The sequence below is a fragment of the Mesobacillus selenatarsenatis SF-1 genome, from assembly GCF_000813125.1.
In the GTDB taxonomy this organism is placed as follows: domain Bacteria; phylum Bacillota; class Bacilli; order Bacillales; family Cytobacillaceae; genus Mesobacillus; species Mesobacillus selenatarsenatis.
The window spans coordinates 1-18,256 of the sequence record NZ_BASE01000127.1; the positions used below are offsets into that span (position 1 = coordinate 1).

Below are 18,256 nucleotides of genomic sequence, written 5' to 3' on the forward strand. Positions count from 1 at the left end.
GGAGTTTCTAGGAGGCGACACTAGACAAGCGTCTCGAGCTGCTCAAAGCTAACGCTTCTCGCAAGATACTCAAGGAAGTACTATCGGGGATGAAAACTGGCTAGGCGCTGCAGCTGGACAATTCTCGAAGTGTAAAGTTATATTTCTTTCTAAAAAGAAAAAAACAGCCCCATTGAGGCTGCTTAAGCAAATCGATAATAAATCAACACAAAAGTCGATAAGACGAAAATGAAGTTCAAGAATATAAAGATGAATTGGTCCACTCTTGTTTTGTGCATTTTAATTGGCGGATTATAGAAGGATACGCCTTCAATGATGAAGATGATCAAGACGATATGAATCATGAAGTGGCCGATGATTTCAGTAAAACCGAACAACATTGTCGTTAAAATAAAAATTGTTGTGACAACGAAACCCAACACTCGATTCAGGATACCAACTACCAGCAAGTAGCCGACTACGAATTCTACAAAAGCGGCCATGACGATAAAAGCTGCTGGTTCAAAGCCGAAGGTAGGTACCTGGTGGTTTGCGACGATATCCAGCGACATGGTTGGGTATACCCATTTTTCAACGGCGACCCAGCATAATGAAAGTCCTGTCCCCAAATATAAGAATGGGAAGCCAACGTTTTCAAGCTTAGTGCTGCCGACAAGCAGTACGCCGATGATAGCCACATAAAAACCGTAATCAAGCATATAAAAAATACCATGCTTTACAGTGACCATGATGAATAGGATCAGTAAAATGGATGCCCCTAATTTTGTTGCGATATGGTGCGGAACAAGGAGCAGGCCAATCGTGACCCACGCTAAAACCGTCAACAAGGTGCTGTCTAATTGGAACTCCGGTGCAAACAAGGTACCGTTTGTGACCTGGATAATCAAGGCAACTGCCGTTCCGTATTTCAATAAATATCTGGAATATTTCCGGAAGCCTGAAAGGTAATCATCCCACTTTTTGATTAGCGGCATTTGAGCCATTTTTGGAATAATTATAGTCAATGAAGCGAGAACAACTGCCGCCAGTAAGGCAAGACCCATAAATAACGGCGATAATATATTTTCTATACTTTCTTTCTTTGGCGCAACTTCGGTAAACCACTTTACGTGAGCATTTGTATAAAAAGGGGTCAGAATAAATCCTAATCCAATGATGATTTGTAACAGTTTTTTCACTATAAAACCTCCTGGCATATAAACACTATCTAGATAGTAATAATACTACTGACTTATAAGATATTAGCAACAGAGTTATGAACATTATGTGAATGGTTTCACAAAACATGACTTTGGATAGTTTTACTATACAAAGTTTGCCCTGTCACCATGCTAGTATGCTTTTTTAATCAAGTATTAATGGGTATATTGGTGATAAGGAACTAAGGATGGTGAGAAAACTCTTGAGACGTTTATTTTCCCTCTTGATTTTAGGGGCTTTGCTTTACTTTGCATGGCCATTTTTAACGAATGAAAAAGATTTTCAAAATTTAAATACTGAAATAGATAAGTTAAAAGAAAATCCCGAACTCAGCAAAGCATTGGAAACGGTGAACAGCGGGATTAATCAGCTGATATGGCAGCTTAATGAGAAAAAGGAAGAATTGACGCAGGATGAGCAAAACCTTTTACCCAAAGTGGCTAAGCCCGAGCTGGAAACACCTTCTGAAAAAACATTCACCATCCATAATATTGGCATTGGTGATGCAAAGGGTGATGTAGAAGCTCAGCTTGGCGCCACTAAACGGGTTACCATGAATGAGTACGGAACTGAGTGGCATGCTTATCATGAGAATTTCCAAAACTTCATTATGGTTTCATACAACAAAGATGGGGTTGTGAATGCTTTGTATACAAACCAGGATTTGGTTGCGGCTAAAAATGGAATCAAGTATGGTGCTCCAAAGGAAACAGTCCGTCAGACACTAGGGGAGCCGCTTAGCGAAATAAGGAAAGGACTTGTCTATTACCAGTTTCAAAAGGACCAGGACTATGACGTCTATAATTTGGATGACAGCTATGTTACGGTTTTTTATGATAAACATAAAAACAACACCGTGACGGCAATCCAGATGGTCAGCGAAAACTTGAACAAAGCAAGGCGGGCTTTTATACGGAGGCAAGTGAGGATTTGAAGGAAGGATTTGAATACCAGCTGTTTGACCTGACCAATGCTTCGAGGGTCATGCACGGGCTTGGTGTTCTTGAGTGGGACGATCAAGTTAGAGTAACAGCCCGCAAGCACAGCGCGGATATGGCGGAAAACTCATATTTCAGCCACACGAACCCTGAAGGACAATCACCTTTTGACAGGATGGAAGAGGATGATATTGCGTTTTCGGTAGCCGGGGAGAATCTCGCATATGGACAGTTCAGCAGCATCTTCGCTCATGAAGGCCTAATGAATTCACTCGGGCACCGCGAAAATATCCTGAAGTCTGACTTTAAACTGCTAGGTGTAGGCGTCGCATTCGGACCGAAGCATGAGCCTTATTTTACCGAGAATTTTTATAGTAAAAGGAAGTTTTAAACCGAGTCAGATTGGCTCGTTTTTTTTTTGTAGAAAAGCTGGAACAAATCGCGGATAATTTCCAAATCGCTATAAAAAGTTGAATTTCGCTATAAACATCAAAAAATCGCTACAAAAAATTGAATTTCGCTATAAAATTTTCTTTTTCGCTATTAAATTCAGATTTTCGCTATAATATTGAATCAATCCCTTTTAACAGGCAAGATCTACTTTGAAATCTTGAGAAAGTTTCATGTTTTTTCAATCATTGAATCCTTTTATTGGCGGTTTTCACAATTTTATTGGCGATTTCAAGAATTTATTGGCGACTTTCAAATTTTATTGGCGAAATTCACATACTTATTGGCGATAATCGAATTTTATTGGCGAACTGGAAATTCTGTGCGTTTTTTTCCAATTCGTCAAATTATTCAGCGGAATGCAGCGGTCCTTTATTGTGCAAATCAGCCCACATCCTAGCGAAATCCTCCCATTTATCTCGGCAGATCCTCCTACATCTCAACGAGTCCCCTTCCATTTATCACGACAGAACCAAAAACCGCTCAATCGATAGTCGATTGAGCGGTTTTCTCACTATAATTTACTTCACTTTCGGGAATCCAAATCCTGAAGCATAGTCATCACCAGATGCTGCTCCTGATCCGCCAAGAATATCGTTAGCTTTTGCACGGTTCTGAAGCTCAGCACGAAGTTGTGTATGGCTCATGCTTGGATTTGCAGCCCAGATTTTCGCTGCCAATCCGGAAACGTGCGGTGTTGCCATTGATGTTCCGCTAATTGTGTTGTATGAACCGTCATACCAGGTTGATTCGATTGCTCTTCCTGGCGCGGACAGTTCCACGTCAAGTTCCTGGATGACATAGTCACCATCTGTCTGCGGGTTTCCGCGGGATGAGAAGTCAGCTACACGGTATGTACCGTTTTCCTGGACATCTTCTAAAGCAGCAACTGCTACTGCATTGACAAGGGCACCTGGGTAACCAATAGTATTTGCATTTGGCCCGCTGTTTCCAGCTGCTGCAACTACGAGAACGCCTTTTCCATATGCATAATCAACAGCATCAGCAATCATCGTGCTCTTGCTGCTTGATCCAAGTGACATCGAAATGACCACTTTTGAGCCTGTTCGTGCTGCTTCATCCGCAGCATGCCTGATTGCTCCCGCGATATCATCAGAATAGCCTGATCCTCTGTCATTCAACACTTTATAAGCCCAGAGGTCTGCTTCTGGTGCAACTCCGTATATTCCCAAACCTGTTCCGCCATGAGCCAGAACTGTTCCTGCAACATGAGTTCCATGGCCATTTTTATCGGAGCAAGAGTTATTAACGATTGGTGACTTTCTCTGTGTAAAGTCCTTACATTGTTCATCGCTTCCAGCTAAGTCAGTATGGTTCACGTTAACTCCAGTATCGAGAACCGCTACCTTAACACCGTTACCACCAGATGTTGCCTGTAGATTGCTATCATTATAGATTGCTTCCATTCCCCATGGTGTCTGATCGGTTGGCGCTGCCTGAGCGTCAGAACTCGGCTTAGCTTCCAGCTGTACCTGGGAAACAGTTTCTACATTAAGATTCTTATTTTTAAGTAGTGCCTGGTATTGCTTTGCATTAACTGTAGTTGTAAAACCGTTCGCTCCGAAATCCCATCTTTTTCCGAACTGATCCTTTGCCTTTGCTTGTTCAGCTTTTGGACCCTGAATTAATACCCGGTAAGAATCCTGTGCCTCTGGCGCCTGGCCAAATGCCCCAGCCGTAAACATAGATAAACCCATTGTCATGCTTAATAGTGCGGCTCCTAGTACTTTCTTCTTTTTCATTCAACCACTCCTCTGCATTTTATGGTGTTGCTGGTTTTACAGAATCTATTATATTTAAAATATTCTGATATTAACAATATGCTAAACTAATCATTTTTGAGTCTTTAGAATCAGGTATAAATACACGTTTACATAAATTTCACATGTATATAGTACCATTTTGAAATTTTCCCAATATCAAAGGAACTAAAAAGAGTGACCATTTTTTTACAGGTCACTCTTATCTGTTGGAAAATAATAGGATATTACACACTTGTATTTTAAATAAATAGCAGTAAGCTGACGGCCATTACTGCCATCCCGGCAATTAAACCGTAAATAGCTAGATGTGATTCATCATATTTTTTTGCCGCCGGCAGTAATTCATCAAGTGAGATAAATACCATGATGCCCGCTACGGCCGCGAAAATGACGCCAAACATAATGTCATTCAGGAATGGCATTAAGAATAGGTATGCTGCAAGTGCGCCGATCGGTTCGGAAAGACCTGACAGAAATGATAGTTTAAAGGCTTTCTTCTTATCGCCAGTCGCAAAATAGACCGGTACGGAAACGGCAATTCCCTCAGGAACGTTGTGGATGGCAATCGCGATGGCAATCGCCACACCCAAAGCCGGGTCCTGGATGGCCGAGGTGAAGGTAGCGATTCCTTCAGGGAAATTGTGTATCCCGATCGCGAGCGCTGTGAATGTTCCCATTTTCAGCAGGGCAGCATCGGTGGCAGGTTTTGAAGGAGCATTCATATCCTCGACTTTTTTCAGTTCATGAGGATTTCCCTGCTTAGGTATGAACTTATCGATCAAGGCGATTAACAGGATACCCGCGAAAAAACCGCCGACCGTTGCCCAGTTGCCTAATTGCACGCCCATCGCAGACACAAGTGAATCCTTCGCTTTGACAAAGATTTCAATCATCGACACATAAATCATCACACCCGCTGAAAAACCAAGTGCTATTGAAAGAAATTTAGTATTGGTCCGGGATGTGAAAAAGGCAAGAATACTGCCAATCCCAGTGGCAAGACCTGCAAACAACGTCAAACCAAATGCGAATAAAATTTCATCTGTCATTTTTATTCTCCTTTGAATATAAATTTTGAGCCTGCCCTGTAAAATTTTCATAAAAGAAAACGATAATTTTTAATTTATGCCACTACACGAAATTTGTTTCACGAACGAAACTTTTGGGCACTTTTATGACCAAATGATGGTCGAATACTAAAATGTTTCCTTTGGTCAACTTTTAGGGTGCAGGATTCCTTTTACTAAAAACAATATATGCATTGAGATTAAAAAGTTTCCTTTGGTCAACATTTTATCGCAAAGGAAACTTGACCTGCAACTAAATAATTTTAGAATTTTTATAATTCGCGCCATTTTTCATAAAAAAACCCCTGCAAAACGCTGCAGAGGCTCAATAACTAACTATAGATAACTTTTAATTTCATATTCTGCTTTTTTCTCTTCTAGCCAGTTTGGGTACTGTGCCTGGATCTTCTGGTCGAATAACAAATCCTTAATTTCTTCCTTATGATCATCAAAATTTGCAGCCTTAGCTGCTTTTTTATCAATAAGCTTGATGATATGGTAGCCAAACTCTGTTTTTACCGGCTCACTAATTGAATCGACTTCCATTCCGAATGCAGCATTCTCGAATTCCTCAGCCATTTCTCCTTTTCCGAAATATCCAAGGTCTCCACCGTTAGCCGCATTGGATGAATCTGTAGAATATTCTTTTGCCAATTCAGCAAAGTCTTTTCCATTATCTAGCTCTTCCTTAAGCTTCTTGACCGTTTCCTCATCTTCTACTAGTATATGGCTCGCCTTCACCTGTTCCTTTTGGTCAAAAGAATCTTTATTTTCCTCGAAGTATGTCTTCATTTCCTCTTCAGTCACTTCAATGGAAGATCCGATCATTTTTTCTGCGAGCAGGTAAATTTCGATGTCCTCCCTGATTTTGTCCATTGAAACCTGGTTTTGCTCGAGTGCCGAAGCGAATGCTTCTTCGCCGCCATATGATTCCTGCAATTTTGTAAGCTCTTCATCTATCTCATTCCCGGTCACTTTTACCTTTTCTTTTGAAGCTTCCATTTCAATCACTTTGTTTGTGATTAAGGAGTCCAATATATCTGCACCATACATTTCTGTCAATTTCGTATTCAGTTCTTCCTTGGTGATTTTCTCCCCATCAATGCTCGCTGCAGTTTCTGTTTTGGTAAAAGCTGTTGCAAAAATTAAGAGAAGTCCTAAGAAAACCGCTGTAAATACCATTAAGAGTTTATTATTTTTCATAAAAGAAATCATTATTCCCCTCCATTATTCTGCATTAGCAGCAGACAATGCTACCTTTAAAGTTTGCTGCTTGCCGTCACGATATATTTTCAATTCGACATTATCGCCAGTTTCAAGTTTCGTATACATGTATCTTCTTAGATCACTTGCATTCCCTACTTTTTCATCATTGATTTCCACGATGACATCTTGTTCCTGGAGTCCTGCAGCAGCAGCCGCGGAATTAGGGTCAACATAGGTAACCATCGTCCCAGAGTCCACGTTCTCTGGCAGGTTGTCTAGATACATATCTGGAATTTGCGCCAGATCAGCAAGGCTTACACCTAAATATGGACGCTCTACTTTTCCTTTTTCAATCAGCTGGTTGACGATTGGCAAAGCTTCATTGCTTGGGATTGCAAACCCGAGGCCTTCAACGCCATTTTGCGATATTTTTAAGCTGTTGATGCCAATCACTTTTCCATCCGTATTGATTAACGCACCGCCGCTGTTGCCTGGATTGATGGCCGCGTCCGTTTGGATGACATTCATTTCCCATTCCCCTGCAGAGGTTGGCACAGAGATTGAACGGTCTACGGCACTAACGATTCCCTGAGTCACAGTCCTCGATAAGTCCAGGCCAAGCGGGTTGCCGATGGCCATCACCTGATCGCCAGCCCTTAACACAGATGAATCACCAAATTCGATGACATCCGCTGCTTTAACTGCATCGATTTTGACTACCGCTAAATCAGTCAATGCGTCTGCTCCAACCACTTCTGCATCGACTTTCTCACCATTGTACAGGGAGACCTCAACCTTTGAAGCACCTTCAATCACGTGGTTGTTTGTGACGATGAAAGCATTGCTTCCTTCTTTCTTAAAAATAACCCCAGAACCAGATCCGCTCTCAACATTGCCCTGGCTTTGGGAAAATGGATTGCTTTGCGATTGGATATTAGTGATGCCGACAATTGATTTTGATGAAGTTTCAATGATATCAGCAATCGATCCAGAGCTTTTAGCTGAGGTTTGTGTCGTGACGATATTTGAATTATTTTCTGTGACTGATTCTGTTTGAGGCTGCAGCTGATTACCTGCGTCTGTTTCTATGAAATTCACCGATGCAAGTGTAATCGCCGAACCAACTACCCCAGCCAGAACAGTGGACATTATGCTTTTGAATTTATTTGATTTTTTGACCGGTACCGGTTCCTGGTATCGGGAATGCTGTTCAAATTCGTTCATGTTTTTTCCTCCTCGCTTCTAACTTGTCTTCATCATAACCAGAAATTATGAACAAATTATTAACAAACTGCGGCGAGGTTTTTAAAATATGGGGAAGATTTTTTGTTAAAGGTAGAATTATGAATTAGACATTCCCTGGGGACTCGAGGGGCTAATTTTGTCCAATAAAAAAGCTGCAGACAAGGATGCCGGCAGCTTCAAAATTTATTACATTTCAATATTCTTCATCAAATTAGCCATTTCAATCGCGGACATTGCAGCGTCCCAGCCTTTGTTGCCAGCTTTAGTGCCAGCACGTTCGATTGCCTGCTCGATTGTATCGGTAGTCAATACCCCGAAGATGACTGGAACACCTGAATTCATCGCTGCAGCTGATACGCCTTTTGCTGTTTCATTAGATACGTAATCGAAGTGTGGAGTGGAACCGCGAATGACTGTTCCTAATGTGATGACCGCGTCATACTTATTGCTTTTAGCCATTTTTTGCGCGACCAATGGAATTTCGAATGCACCTGGAACCCAGGCAACATCGACATTGCTTTCCTCAACCCCGTGTCTTTTCAACGCGTCCTGCGCGCCGCCCAAAAGCTTGCTTGTAATGAATTCATTGAAGCGCCCGACTACGATTCCGACTTTAAGACCCGTTCCTACTAAATTACCTTCAAAAGTTTTGTTCATATCCTATTCCTCCAATTATATGGTTTAATTACGATTAAAAATTAAGTAAATGGCCTAACTTGCTGTGCTTTGTTTTTAAGTAATTTTCGTTTTCTTCTCTTGTTGGCATCTGGATTGGCACCCGGTCGACTACTTCCAGGTCATAGCCCTTAAGCCCTTTGATTTTCCTTGGGTTGTTGGTCAGCAATTTAATTTGCTTGATACCAAGGTCTTTCAAGATTTGGGCTCCAATTCCGTATTCGCGCAGGTCGGCACCGAAGCCGAGTTTTGCATTGGCCTCTACGGTGTCATAGCCTTCTTCCTGAAGTTTATACGCACGAAGCTTGTTCATCAGACCGATGCCTCTGCCTTCCTGGCGCATGTACAGGAGGACACCGCGGCCTTCCTTGTTAATCTGGTTTAATGCTGCATGAAGCTGAGGTCCGCAATCACAGCGGAAGGAACCGAACACATCTCCTGTCAAGCATTCGGAGTGGACCCTTACCAGTACGGGTTCATCGGGATCGATTTCCCCTTTTACAAGAGCGATGTGTTCTTTGTCATCTACTACATTTGAATAACCGACTGCCTTGAAGATTCCAAACTCAGTAGGAAGATTGATTTCGACTTCTCTGTTGATTAGCTGGTCCTTCCGATTACGATATTGAATGAGATCCTTGATTGTAATCATTTTCAGCTCAAACTGGTCTGCAATTTTGCGCAGCTCTGGCACCCTGGCCATGGTGCCATCTTCATTCATGATTTCACAAATGACCCCGGCAGGCTTGGCACCGCTTAATTTAGCCAGGTCGACAGCCGCCTCTGTATGGCCGGCTCTCCTTAGTACTCCGCCCTTCTTGGCAACAAGCGGAAAAATATGTCCGGGCCTTTTAAAATCAGCGGCCTTTGATTCTGGGTCAAGCATGCTCAATACAGTTGCCGAGCGTTCAAAAGCAGAAATCCCAGTTGTTGAATACTTATGGTCGATACTGACGGTAAAAGCCGTGCCGTGTGGATCCGTATTCCGTGATACCATCGGCATTAAATCCAGCTTCTGGGCCATATCCTGTTCAATTGGCACACAAATCAATCCCCGGCCATGTGTTGCCATGAAATTGATGACATCCGGTGTCGCCTTCTCTGCCAGAGCAATGAAGTCCCCTTCATTCTCACGGTCTTCATCATCACAAACAATGACTACATTTCCCTGCATAAGTTCATATATAGCCTCTTCAATTGGATCAAACATTTACATCACCCTCACATAAACCCGTTATCCTCTAAGAACTGGGCTGTAATATTGTTGCCTCGTTTTGGAGCTGACGAAAACTGGTTACTCAAAAAATGCCCTACATACTTGCCAATCATGTCACATTCAATGTTGACAATATCACCTGTACCCTTGAAACCTAACACTGTATCTTGTAAAGTGAGCGGAATGAGGGATAGAGTCAAGCTGTCTTCCGATATCCCAAATACAGTCAGGCTTGTACCATCAACAGCGACAGAACCTTTCATGATGACATATTTCAGCAATTCAGGATCCACTTGAATTTCATAGTAAACGGCATTTTCTATTTGCTTCTTTCCTTTGATGACCCCGACTCCATCCACATGGCCGGCGACAAAGTGCCCGCCGAACCGGCCGCCCGCTGCCATCGCTCTTTCCAGGTTTACCTTCGATCCTCTTTTTACCGTTTTCAAACTGGATGCTTTGACCGTTTCCGGCATGACATCAACGGTAAACCTGTTTTCGGTAAAAGAGGTGACGGTCAGGCATACTCCGTTAACAGCAATGCTGTCTCCAAGATTGACATCTGCCAGCACTTTTTTTGCATCAATTGTCAGGACAAATGACTCGCCGCTATGCTGTATATTGGCGACTGTCCCGATTTCTTCTATAATCCCTGTAAACATACAAACCTCCTTCTATACCGGCTCAGCGATGATCCGGATATCCTGGCCAATTTGTTTGACATCCTTAATTTCTAAAGGAACTGTATCCTCAAGCCGGGCAATGCCTTCGCCTCCGTATGCCACCGGAGCATGTTTCCCGCCGAGCAGCTTTGGAGCGATATAGGTGATCACTTGCTGAAAGGCCTTTTCTTTTAAAAAGCTGCCATGAACCTCGGCTCCGCCTTCTACGTAGACAGAAGTGATGCCCCGGTCTCCCAGTTTTTTCAGCATGTCATGAATCCCAATTTTCTCAGTTTCCAGCTTGATAATCTCAATGCCTAGCTCAGTAAATTGCTCTACTCTTTCAGGTTCTGCCAGTGCTCCAGTCACGATAATGGTTTGTGCAGCTCTGTCATTTACGATCCTTGAATCCAGCGGGGTGCGAAGAGTGTTGTCCAAAACGACCTTGACCGGATTCTTCCCTCCAGACTCAAGCCTGGTCGTCAGGCTCGGATTATCTTTTATAACGGTATTGACGCCTACTAAAATCGCGTCATGTGTATGGCGAAACTGATGAACATCCTTCCTTGCCTTTTCTCCTGTAATCCACCGGCTCTCTCCACTCACGGTAGCGATTTTTCCATCAAGGCTGGTGGCTGACTTCAACGTAACATAAGGCAAGCCAGTGCTTATGTAATGAAAAAATACTTTATTCAGTGCCTTTGCTTCTTCCTCCATTAACCCAACCTGGACATCTATGCCTGCCTCGAGCATCTTTTTCACCCCTGCTCCGCCAACAAGCGGATTCGGATCGACAGATGCCACAAAGACTTTCTTGATGCCTGATTCGATAACCAAATTCGAACATGGCGGCGTTTTTCCAAAATGACTGCATGGCTCGAGGGTTACATACAATGTGGCTCCTTCAGCCTTTTCACCGGCCATGGAGATTGCGTGCACCTCAGCATGGTGTTCACCAGCCTTCAAATGGGCACCCATGCCAATGATCTTGCCGTCTTTTACAAGAACAGCACCAACCTGGGGATTCGGGGAGGTTTGTCCTTCAGTTGCACTGGCGAGATTGATGGCTAGTGCCATATAGTCCTGATCGTTCACCCTGCTTCCTCCCTTCTGAAAATCTCCTTCGGGTTTTTGAAAAATAAAAAGACCCCGAAACAAAATTGCTTCGGGGTCCTAAAAAAGGCAATGGCAAATTAGAGGGTTAAAAAAGGGCATATTTATCCCGTTCCTTTAATCCTCGTTTTTTTCCTTCTCCCATCCAGACTTTAACTGTCGGCCCTGGAGTTTCACCAGATCCACCGTTTAACAAATGTTAACCGGGTCACGGACTAAGAAGCAAAAGCTTCATCACCGCCGGTTGGGAATTTCACCCGACCCCGAAGGAATGTATTAAGTTAAAGTTGATTATACAGAACTTTAAGTTAAATGAAAAACAAAACAACCTTTTATTTTTTCATCAACTTCTCAATCGTAGTCAACAGCTCATCAACCACTTCATTGTCGCCTTCCTGAATCCGTTCGACAATGCATGATTTCATATGGCCTTCGAGCAGAAGTTTGGCCACACTGTTCAAAGCAGCCTGTGTTGCTGAAATCTGCGTGATGACATCGTCACAATACGTATCTCTCTCAATCAGACCTTTAATGCCGCGAATTTGTCCTTCTATCCGATTCAATCTCGTCACGAGATTCTTTTTCGTTTTTTCAGAGTGATGGCTCTTTCGTTCTGATGAGCAACAGCTGTCACCACATTCAGATGGGTTCACTTCGGGTTCTAAAATGTCCATCTAAAAACCCCCTATTATCTTTTAAGCTTATTTTATCATACCCTCACATAGTAAATAATCGCAAATTCGCTATCACCTTTTACATATTAAACGTTTTAAAAGGAATAACTATTTTAACGGACTCAATATGCAAGTTTGATATTGCACATAAAAAAGTGGTGTGATGATGAAGAAATTCCGATTGCCAACTTCAAATAGTGTGAATAAGGAAGTTCCTTGCAGCGGTTATCAAATAATTAAAGCTGCCTTCCAGCATACCGAAGATTTTAAAGAGCTGGAATTTAAAAGGGATAATACTACCTTACTATTTTGTTTCCTTGAAACACTGATTTCAGAAGAAAAACTCAAAGAGTACTTATTAATCCCCTTATTGTTGGAGGATTTCAAGGGAATCCCGGATGAACTGGAATCTTTAAATGGAAAAAAGGTGGATAACCCTGATAAACTTATCAGCGGTATTTTAAATGGCGGCAATGTTCTGTTCTTATGCGAGCGTGATGAAGCGTGGCTATTCTCATTTCCAAAGGACCTCCAACGTTCCATTCAAGAACCGGTTAATGAAGGGGTGGTCCGTGGCCCGCATGATGGCTTCGTCGAAAACCTCGACACGAATATCAGTCAGCTGCGGCTTAGGATTAAGAGCCCCGAATTCAAGGTTAAGTATCACGAATTAGGTGATAAGACAAAGACCAAAACAGCTGTCATTTACATGAAAGGCATTGCTGATGAGAAAATAGTTAAAGAAGTTGAAAGAAGGCTCTCCTACATTTCTACCGACATGATATTAAGCCCTGGCTATATAGAGGAGTTCATTGAAGACGACCCATTCTCCTTGTTTCCGCAGCTCATCAACACTGAGCGGCCAGACAGAGCTATGGCGAATTTGATGGAAGGCCGAATCATCATCATTGGCGAAGGCAGTCCGACAGCCTTGATCTTGCCAGTCACTTTTTTTGCCTTTTATCAGTCTTCGGATGATTATAACAGCAGGTGGATACCTTCTACTTTTATCCGAATGCTTAGGTATGTCAGTTTTCTTATCGCAATTACACTGCCGGCTTTTTATATTGCGATTATCGCTTATCACCTTGAAGTGATTCCACACGAATTGATTCTCCCTTTAAAGGGATCTGTAGAGGGCATTCCATATCCTCCACTTCTGGAGGCCTTCTTCATGGAGATTACGATTGAATTGATCAGAGAAGCAGGGATCAGGCTTCCTAAGCCAATTGGACAAACCATCGGCATCGTGGGAGGTCTGGTCATCGGCGATGCTGTCGTAAGTGCGGGACTAATTTCTAATATCATGATTGTCATCGTGGCCCTCACTGCGATATCCGCGTTTGTCGTCCCTTCCAATGAGATGAGTACAACAGTCCGGCTGATCCGGTTTCCTTTAATGATCATGGCTTCTATACTGGGTTTTGTCGGGCTGACTTTTGGATTAATCTTTGTCTTTATTAAATTATGCAAGCTTGAATCTTTTGGAGTTCCATACTTTTCGCCCTTGGCTCCTTTGCAAGTCAGGGACCTTAAAGATACATTTCTGAGAATGCCACTTTGGAAGATGGATGAGCGTCCGCGTAATTCCCTTACTGTAAACATCAAGAGACAACGGGACTCTAGAGGGTGGAAGAAAAATGAACCGAGATAAAGAAATGATCACATATCAGCAATTTTTCTTTTTGATCATCCAGACACAGCTGGGTGTAGGTGTCCTTTCGCTTCCATATGTCATGCACAACTCCGTACATTCAGATGGATGGATATCGGTTCTTCTGGCTGGCCTTTTGCTTCAGGGAGTCTTATTCGTCTATTTCATGCTTTTTAAAAGATTCAAGTCACGGAATATCCTTGATATCGCAGGTTTGCTGTTTGGCAAGAAAATCGGGAAGCTTATCACCCTTTTTTATATACTTTATTTTATCAGTGTAGGGAGCCTGATTCTTGTACTCTATGCCAGGATTGTCGACCGGTGGATCCTTCCACATACTCCAAACTGGGTAATCTGTGCCTTGCTTGTGGTGGCTGGAATTTATTTGAGCGTAGACGGACTGAAAATACTGGCACGGTTTTATACACTCGTCACACCGCTTGTCATCTTGGTTGTGCTGCTTGTTTCCTATACGTTAAAGGATGCGAATATTTATTATATTTTCCCTATTGGGCAGGCTGGCATCAAGAATATCGTAATTGGTAGTAAAGATGCCGTCCTGTCTATGCTCGGGTTTGAAATCATCCTTCTTACTTTTCCAATGGTATCAGGAACGAATCGGCAGAAATTCAAGGCGGTTTCTTTTGCTAACTTATTCATTACCATCCTCTATACCTATTTGGTTGTCGTCAGTTTCATTTACTTTAGCCCAGAGGAAATAAAAATACTGCCAGAACCGCTGCTATATATCTTAAAATCATATACCTTCAAAATCATTGAGCGAACGGATTTACTGTTCCTGTCAATTTGGATTTTCCTTGTATTTACTTCTTTCGGCAGTTATCTATTCCTAGCCGCTAAAACAGGCAGTAAGCTCTTTTATAAGATAAAACATCGAAGGCTCGTGTACTATTTTGCATTTATCATTTTTGGCATTTCTTTTTTACCAGAGTTTGATATACAGTTTATTGATTACATGAGCAGCTATATTCCGAAAACCAGTTTTATTTTTATCCTGTTTCCCTCCTTTATGCTCATCGTTTCCTTCCTGTTCAAAAAATCCGAACAAGGATGTGAGGCCAATGATTCGAATTCTTAAAATAAGCATTCCTGCTTTAGTCACCACGTTACTGCTAAGTGCATGCTGGGATCAGCATTTATTGAAGGATGTAAAATTATTCATGGCAGCCAGCTTCGATTTGACACCTGACGGAAAAATACTTGATGAACTTACATCCCCAATCATTAACAAGGATCAAGGAGGCGGAACGGTTAAAGGGCATACCGTTACATCAGGAATTGGGAATACACCAAGAGAGGCACGATGGGACATAGACAGGAAAACAGATAAAATCTTTGAAGCATCAAAACTAAGGGTTTTAATTATAGGAGATGAACTCGCAAGAAAGGATTTATATTCTGTACTAGATTTATTTTATCGAGATCCAAAAAGTTCCTTGAGCGCCAAAGTAGTCATTGCTGAGGGGATGGCAAAGGACCTGCTGAGATTAAAAACAGAGGAAGAGAAAATTAGTTCTTACCTATTTGATTTATTAGAGAGCCAGGAAATTGCTTCTCTCATACCCGAAGAAAATATCCAATCAATTTGCGCGGAGATGTTTGACCCTGGAGAAGACTTTGTTTTACCCTACCTACGGGCTGCAGAGGATGGGAAAACGGCCAGTGCCGAGGGGGTTGCCTTATTTAACGAAAGAAAATTCACAGGAAGGGTTCTTACCGGGGACGAGGCAGTTATTTTCCTATTGTTGGATGGCAATGCAGGTAAGTCACCAAAGTTCACCAAAAAAATAGTAGAAAGTGAAACCGATAATTTCATGCCCCAAAATTTTGTTTCTTTTAACGTAAAAAAAGCGAAGGAAACATTAGAGGTGAAGGTAAAAAGGCAAAGGGTAATTGCTAATATTAATTTAAGTTTAAAAATTGAGATTACCTACTATCCCAGGAACCAGCTCTACAAAAAACAGGAAATTGCAAAATTGAATAAGAAACTGTCTGAAATGCTGACCAATGATGCTGTAGCAGCGATTAAAGTTCTTCAGGAAGCAAACAGCGACAGCTTTGGAATTGGAAGAATGCTAATCGCACATTACCCTGACTATTGGAAGCAGGTGGATTGGAAAAAGGAATACGTCAACGTAGCTATCATCCCTCATGTCGAGTTGGAAATCATCGGCCATGGCATCATTGAGTAAGGCTCTTTTCATAGACTTTTTTGCTTTCGATACCCAAAGTAAAAGTATTAATCACGAGCCACCTCGATACCCCTATTAATGAGGGTACTAGAACATGTATGAAAAGCAACAATCAATGCGAAAACAGCCTTGAAATCTTTACCACCCTCTTAATTCGCGCCAATTAAGTTGTTGAGGAGGGATATTTAAAATATTTCACAAGAGATCAACGACCTAAGTGCAGATTCCGTATAACCCAAAAACACTCCACATGAGTCGTCATTTCTATCGACGAATCACGTAGAGTGTTTTTTATATAACTGCTATATTTCTCGTTTCTCTCCTGCTGGCTGTCCAAAAGCAAAAATCTCCCATGACACTCCCGCAGCAAAAAGGCATCCAATCAATATGGCCAATGCTCCGTACAGAGGGTCTGTCACCTTTGAAAAAATTAGTTGGGCATAGAAGTAAAATCCTGCTCCGATGGCTAGAATGAGTAAGGTATTCCAAAAATATCGGTACATTTTTTTCCCTCCTGAACCTTATATTATTTAAAACAATATCATAGACTCTACTAGTTGGTTATTGGGAAATTTACTGTCGAATACAGTTGAGAAATGAAAGGAGTGTCCAAAAACATTGAAACAAAAATCTACAGCAATCATCATATTTTCACTCGTTATCATCATAGCCATCATTCCGTTTTTTCATACTGAAGAACCTCCGGCCAGGGCTGTTGAGCCAAGTGGTGAGTTGTCCACAGAAATAGGTAAGCTGCTAACAAAAGAGCAGGTACTTGATGGAGCTTTGGTTGGTGTCAGCATCAGGTCTGCCGAAGATGGAAAGCTTTTGTACGAGCATATAGGGGATACTCGGTTGCAGCCTGCTTCGGTGCTGAAGATGTTTACAGCTGCAGCGGCGTTTTCGGTTTTGGGGGAAGAATACCGCTTTACAACCGAAGTATTGGCTGATGGAGAAATTGACGGCGGGACTCTTGCGGGTGACCTTGTTCTAAAAGGAATGGGTGATCCGACTCTGCTTCCAGCAGACTTGGATGAAATTGCACTAAAACTTAAGAATAAGGGAATCAAGAAGGTCTCTGGCGATTTAGTGGCTGATGATAGCTGGTATGATGATGTCCGGTATTCTAAAGACCTTACCTGGAATGACGAACATCAATATTATGGAGCCCAGGTTTCTGCCCTTACTGCTTCGCCAAACCTGGATTATGATGCAGCCACTGTTATTGTCAATATTTTACCAGGCAAGAAGGGAAAAGCAGCAAACATTTCACTTGAACCTGAAACCGATTATGTAAAAATCTTAAATGAAACGGTAACAGTAGATCCTGAAGGAGAACATGACATAATAATTGAACGAGAGCATGGGTCGAATAGTATTTTAGTAAGGGGAACGATCCCGGCTGGCGCTCATAAAGAAAGAGAATGGGTTGCCGTCTGGGAGCCTTCCCTGTATGCAGGAAGTCTTTTTAAAAAGTCATTAGAAGATCATGGGATAAAAGTTGTTGGGAAAATTATAACGGGACGTTCGACGGAGACAATGACTAGGTTAATTTCTCATAAATCTATGCCGCTTGCAGACCTGATGATACCATTCATGAAATTAAGCAATAACGGACATGCTGAAGTGCTTGTTAAGGAAATGGGCAAGTTCGTTCATGGTGAAGGAAGCTGGGAAAAAGGACTTGAGGTTATGGCTGCTGAGCTTTCCCGAATCGGTATTGACACCAGCCGGCTTGTTTTGCGGGACGGATCCGGAATCTCTCACGCTAATCTCATTCCAGCCAATGAAATCACAAAACTACTATACCTTGCACAAAAGGAGAAATGGTTCCCTGCTTTCCAGCATTCACTTCCAGTTGCCGGAGTTGAGCTCAGAATGGTCGGAGGAACAATGCGTAATAGGCTGAAAGAAGAGCACCTTAAGGGCCGAGTATCCGCTAAAACAGGGACACTGACAGGTGTAAGTACGCTAGCAGGCTACGTAAAAACAAACAGTGGTGAAACCCTTATTTTTTCCGTTTTGCTGAATAACCTGCTGGATGACCGAGAAGGAAGGAAGGTTGAGGATCAAATCGTCAGGATACTCTCGAGGCAACCTTTGTAGAAATTACTATACCCTTATGTGGATGGATTGGACTGCATAAGGGTATCTTTTTA

17 protein-coding genes and 1 riboswitch are annotated in these 18,256 nt (G+C 42.3%); of the genes, 6 read left to right on the forward strand and 11 right to left on the reverse strand.

Features of this window, described 5'->3' with window-relative positions:
* Nucleotides 1-182 precede the first annotated feature (182 nt).
* Nucleotides 183-1,178 carry a hypothetical protein gene (locus tag TY49_RS22230; RefSeq protein ID WP_041968078.1) on the reverse strand — a complete coding sequence of 332 codons (996 nt, stop codon included), beginning with the start codon at nucleotides 1,176-1,178 and terminating at the stop codon, nucleotides 183-185.
* A gap of 224 nt (nucleotides 1,179-1,402) precedes the next feature.
* On the opposite strand from TY49_RS22230, the gene TY49_RS25575 reads away from it, so the two are divergent.
* The gene (locus tag TY49_RS25575; RefSeq protein WP_369390657.1) at nucleotides 1,403-2,134 is read left to right on the forward strand and encodes a CAP-associated domain-containing protein; all 732 of its coding nucleotides are present in this window, start codon (nucleotides 1,403-1,405) and stop codon (nucleotides 2,132-2,134) included.
* Nucleotides 2,131-2,529, forward strand: a complete 399-nt coding sequence (locus TY49_RS25580) for a CAP domain-containing protein (RefSeq protein WP_369390659.1) — start codon at nucleotides 2,131-2,133, stop codon at nucleotides 2,527-2,529. The genes TY49_RS25575 and TY49_RS25580 overlap by 4 nt, the downstream gene beginning before the upstream one ends.
* A gap of 580 nt (nucleotides 2,530-3,109) precedes the next feature.
* Here the strand turns inward: TY49_RS25580 and TY49_RS22240 are convergent.
* The 9 genes from TY49_RS22240 to TY49_RS22280 form a co-directional block, all read right to left on the reverse strand.
* The gene (locus TY49_RS22240; protein ID WP_041968079.1) at nucleotides 3,110-4,351 is read right to left on the reverse strand and encodes a S8 family peptidase; all 1,242 of its coding nucleotides are present in this window, start codon (nucleotides 4,349-4,351) and stop codon (nucleotides 3,110-3,112) included.
* Between the two features lie 260 nt (nucleotides 4,352-4,611).
* On the reverse strand, nucleotides 4,612-5,421 hold the full coding sequence (zupT, locus tag TY49_RS22245; protein WP_041968080.1) for a zinc transporter ZupT: 810 nt from the start codon (nucleotides 5,419-5,421) through the stop codon (nucleotides 4,612-4,614).
* 354 nt (nucleotides 5,422-5,775) lie between these two features.
* Nucleotides 5,776-6,654: a peptidylprolyl isomerase gene (locus TY49_RS22250; protein ID WP_232310507.1), complete on the reverse strand. Its 879-nt coding sequence runs from the start codon at nucleotides 6,652-6,654 to the stop codon at nucleotides 5,776-5,778.
* Between the two features lie 12 nt (nucleotides 6,655-6,666).
* Nucleotides 6,667-7,869 carry a S1C family serine protease gene (locus TY49_RS22255; protein ID WP_041968081.1) on the reverse strand — a complete coding sequence of 401 codons (1,203 nt, stop codon included), beginning with the start codon at nucleotides 7,867-7,869 and terminating at the stop codon, nucleotides 6,667-6,669.
* Nucleotides 7,870-8,076: 207 nt separating this feature from the next.
* Nucleotides 8,077-8,547 (reverse strand): 6,7-dimethyl-8-ribityllumazine synthase, encoded by a 471-nt coding sequence (gene ribH, locus TY49_RS22260; protein WP_041968082.1) that lies wholly within the window; start codon nucleotides 8,545-8,547, stop codon nucleotides 8,077-8,079.
* 34 nt (nucleotides 8,548-8,581) lie between these two features.
* Entirely contained in the window at nucleotides 8,582-9,775 is a 1,194-nt protein-coding gene (locus TY49_RS22265) for a bifunctional 3,4-dihydroxy-2-butanone-4-phosphate synthase/GTP cyclohydrolase II (RefSeq protein ID WP_041968083.1), read from the reverse strand.
* Nucleotides 9,776-9,786: 11 nt separating this feature from the next.
* Nucleotides 9,787-10,443 (reverse strand): riboflavin synthase, encoded by a 657-nt coding sequence (gene ribE, locus TY49_RS22270; protein WP_041968084.1) that lies wholly within the window; start codon nucleotides 10,441-10,443, stop codon nucleotides 9,787-9,789.
* A 12-nt stretch (nucleotides 10,444-10,455) separates the two neighbouring features.
* Nucleotides 10,456-11,538, reverse strand: coding sequence for a bifunctional diaminohydroxyphosphoribosylaminopyrimidine deaminase/5-amino-6-(5-phosphoribosylamino)uracil reductase RibD (gene ribD, locus TY49_RS22275; protein ID WP_041968085.1), 1,083 nt, complete (start codon nucleotides 11,536-11,538; stop codon nucleotides 10,456-10,458).
* A gap of 147 nt (nucleotides 11,539-11,685) precedes the next feature.
* Nucleotides 11,686-11,831, reverse strand: a riboswitch (FMN riboswitch).
* Nucleotides 11,832-11,888: 57 nt separating this feature from the next.
* Nucleotides 11,889-12,230, reverse strand: a complete 342-nt coding sequence (locus tag TY49_RS22280) for a metal-sensitive transcriptional regulator (protein WP_041968086.1) — start codon at nucleotides 12,228-12,230, stop codon at nucleotides 11,889-11,891.
* Nucleotides 12,231-12,393: 163 nt separating this feature from the next.
* On the opposite strand from TY49_RS22280, the gene TY49_RS22285 reads away from it, so the two are divergent.
* From TY49_RS22285 to TY49_RS22295, 3 genes are read left to right on the forward strand one after another with little or no spacing between them, the layout of a single operon-like run.
* Nucleotides 12,394-13,884 carry a spore germination protein gene (locus TY49_RS22285; RefSeq protein WP_156972752.1) on the forward strand — a complete coding sequence of 497 codons (1,491 nt, stop codon included), beginning with the start codon at nucleotides 12,394-12,396 and terminating at the stop codon, nucleotides 13,882-13,884.
* Nucleotides 13,871-14,983 (forward strand): GerAB/ArcD/ProY family transporter, encoded by a 1,113-nt coding sequence (locus tag TY49_RS22290; protein ID WP_041968087.1) that lies wholly within the window; start codon nucleotides 13,871-13,873, stop codon nucleotides 14,981-14,983. The genes TY49_RS22285 and TY49_RS22290 overlap by 14 nt, the downstream gene beginning before the upstream one ends.
* Nucleotides 14,967-16,097, forward strand: a complete 1,131-nt coding sequence (locus tag TY49_RS22295) for a Ger(x)C family spore germination protein (protein ID WP_041968088.1) — start codon at nucleotides 14,967-14,969, stop codon at nucleotides 16,095-16,097. The genes TY49_RS22290 and TY49_RS22295 overlap by 17 nt, the downstream gene beginning before the upstream one ends.
* A 302-nt stretch (nucleotides 16,098-16,399) precedes the next feature.
* Here the strand turns inward: TY49_RS22295 and TY49_RS22300 are convergent, their stop codons facing one another.
* Nucleotides 16,400-16,600 (reverse strand): hypothetical protein, encoded by a 201-nt coding sequence (locus TY49_RS22300; RefSeq protein WP_041968089.1) that lies wholly within the window; start codon nucleotides 16,598-16,600, stop codon nucleotides 16,400-16,402.
* 115 nt (nucleotides 16,601-16,715) lie between these two features.
* On the opposite strand from TY49_RS22300, the gene dacB reads away from it, so the two are divergent.
* A complete protein-coding gene (gene dacB / locus TY49_RS22305; RefSeq protein WP_041968090.1) occupies nucleotides 16,716-18,203 on the forward strand; it encodes a D-alanyl-D-alanine carboxypeptidase/D-alanyl-D-alanine endopeptidase in 1,488 nt (495 codons plus the stop codon).
* Nucleotides 18,204-18,256: the final 53 nt, after the last annotated feature.